Source organism: Allobosea sp. CER48, assembly GCF_044752385.1.
Lineage (GTDB): Bacteria > Pseudomonadota > Alphaproteobacteria > Rhizobiales > Beijerinckiaceae > Allobosea.
The window spans coordinates 1-2,500 of sequence record NZ_JBIWYK010000095.1; the positions used below are offsets into that span (position 1 = coordinate 1).

Here is a 2,500-nt window from a genome sequence, read left to right on the forward strand (position 1 = left end):
ACCAGCCATTACCAGCCGGTCGCTCCGAACGGGTGATCAGTCGACCACGCGCACCGCGCCCTTGGCGGCGCTGGTCGTCGTCGCGGCATAGGCCTTGAGCGCGGTCGAGACCTTGCGCTTGCGCGGCGCGGCCGGCTTCCAGGCGTCCTTGCCCTTCGCTTCCATCGCGGCGCGCCTGCGCGCCAGCTCCTCGTCGGAAACCTGCAACGAGATGCTGCGGTTGGGGATGTCGATCGCGATGACGTCGCCGCTCTCGACGAGGCCGATCGCGCCGCCTTCAGCCGCTTCCGGCGAGACATGGCCGATGGAGAGGCCGGACGAACCACCCGAGAAGCGGCCGTCGGTGATGAGTGCGCAGGCCTTTCCAAGGCCCTTCGACTTCAGGTAGCTCGTCGGATAGAGCATCTCCTGCATACCCGGGCCGCCGCGCGGACCTTCGTAGCGGATCAGCACGATGTCGCCCGGCGTGACCTTGCGGTTGAGGATGCCATCGACCGCCGCGTCCTGGCTTTCGAAGATCACGGCGGCACCGGAGAACTTCAGGATCGAGGCGTCGACGCCTGCCGTCTTCACGATGCAGCCGTCAAGCGCGATGTTCCCGAACAGCACGGCGAGGCCGCCATCCTTGGAATAGGCGTGCTCGGCCTTGCGGATCACGCCCTTCTCGCGGTCGAGGTCGAGTTCGGCGAAGCGCCTGTCCTGGCTGAAGGCAGTCTGCGTCGGCACGCCGCCCGGTGCGGCACTGTAGAAGGAGCGCACCGCTTCGCTCTGTGTCTGGGTGATGTCCCAGCGCGCCAGCGCGTCCGCCATCGTGGTGCTGTGAACCGTCGGCAGCGAGGTGTCGATCAGGCCCGCGCGGTCCAGTTCGCCGAGGATCGCCATGATGCCGCCGGCGCGGTGCACATCTTCCATATGCACATCGGCGACGGCCGGCGCGACCTTGCAGAGCACCGGCACGCGCCGGGACAGCCGGTCGATATCGGCCATGGTGAAGTCGATCTCGGCCTCGTGGGCGGCGGCCAGCAGGTGGAGCACGGTGTTGGTCGAGCCGCCCATGGCGATGTCCAGCGTCATCGCGTTCTCGAACGCCTTGAACGAACCGACATTGCGCGGCAGCACGCTCTCGTCGTTCTGGTCGTAGTAGCGGCGGGCGATATCGACGATCAGATGGCCGGCCTCGACGAAGAGGCGCTTGCGGTCGGCATGGGTGGCCAGCGTCGAGCCGTTGCCGGGCAGGGCGAGGCCGAGCGCCTCTGTCAGGCAGTTCATCGAATTGGCGGTGAACATGCCCGAGCAGGAGCCGCAGGTCGGGCAGGCCGAGCGCTCGATCACATCGACCTGCTCGTCGGTATACTTGTCGTCGGCGGCCGCGATCATCGCATCGACGAGGTCGACCTTCTTCAGCACGCCCTCGGCGATGTACTTGCCGGCCTCCATCGGGCCACCCGACACGAAGACGGTCGGGATGTTCAGGCGCATCGCCGCCATCAGCATGCCGGGCGTGATCTTGTCGCAGTTGGAGATGCAGACCATCGCGTCGGCGCAATGGGCATTGACCATGTACTCGACGCTGTCTGCGATCAGCTCGCGCGAGGGCAGGCTGTAGAGCATGCCGTCATGCCCCATCGCGATGCCATCATCGACGGCGATCGTGTTGAACTCCTTGGCGACGCCGCCGGCCTTCTCGATCTCGCGAGCGACGAGCTGGCCGAGATCCTGGAGATGGACATGGCCCGGCACGAACTGGGTGAAGGAGTTGACCACCGCGATGATCGGCTTGCCGAAATCGCCATCCTTCATGCCGGTGGCGCGCCACAAGCCGCGGGCGCCGGCCATGTTGCGGCCATGGGTGGAGGTTGCGGATCTCAGCCTGGGCATCTCATGCGTCTCCGGTCTCGGGCTCCTGATGTCCCGTTGGGCGGCAAGCTATCGTCGCCGCGCCCTGCGACAAAATTGAATTCTTCGATTTCCATGATCGGCGCCGCGCATGGCGGCCAGCGGCCCTGCCTACAGGACAGATGGTTTCCGAATTGGCATAACGAGACCCGCTGGAACGCTAAGAGGCGAGGGGCGCCGCCCATGCTGCGCAATATCGACGTAGATCTGCTGCGCAGTTTCGTCACCATCGCGGAGCTTCGCAGCTTCACGCGCGCGGCGGCGGCGCTGTTCCGCAGCCAGTCGACGGTGAGCACGCAGATCCGGCGCCTGGAGGAACTGGCCGGGCAGACGCTGTTGCAGCGCTCGCCGCACGAGGTCCTGCTCACGCGCGCGGGCGAACAGTTCCTCGGCTATGCCCGCCGCATCGTGGCCCTGCATGACGAGGCGCTCGACGTCATCAATGCGCAGAGCGTCAGCGGCCGCGTCAGGCTCGCCGTGATGGATGACTACGCGACGATCGTTCTGCCGGAGACGCTGGCGCGCTTTGCACGATCCCATCCCGAGGTCGAGCTCGAGGTCACCACCGGATTCACCCGTGACCTGTTGAACAGTCTCGGCGAGG

General features: G+C 66.3%; 2 protein-coding genes (1 of these 2 cut by a window edge). One reads left to right on the plus strand and one right to left on the minus strand.

Features of this window, described 5'->3' with window-relative positions:
- Window positions 1–36: 36 nt before the first annotated feature.
- Window positions 37–1,878: a dihydroxy-acid dehydratase gene (gene ilvD, locus ACIPIA_RS05840; protein ID WP_400507570.1), complete on the minus strand. Its 1,842-nt coding sequence runs from the start codon at window positions 1,876–1,878 to the stop codon at window positions 37–39.
- Between the two features lie 201 nt (window positions 1,879–2,079).
- On the opposite strand from ilvD, the gene ACIPIA_RS05845 reads away from it, so the two are divergent.
- Window positions 2,080–2,500: the 5' portion of a LysR substrate-binding domain-containing protein gene (locus ACIPIA_RS05845; RefSeq protein ID WP_400507572.1), read on the plus strand. Its footprint extends 455 nt past the window's final position; 421 of the gene's 876 nt are visible here — the first part of the coding sequence; its start codon is at window positions 2,080–2,082; its stop codon lies beyond the right edge, outside the window.

What these genes read in the sequence shown, in the direction of transcription:
- ilvD (WP_400507570.1), bottom strand. Translation starts at nt 1,878, where the DNA reads ATGCCCAGGCTGAGATCCGCAACCTCCACCCATGGCCGCAACATGGCC.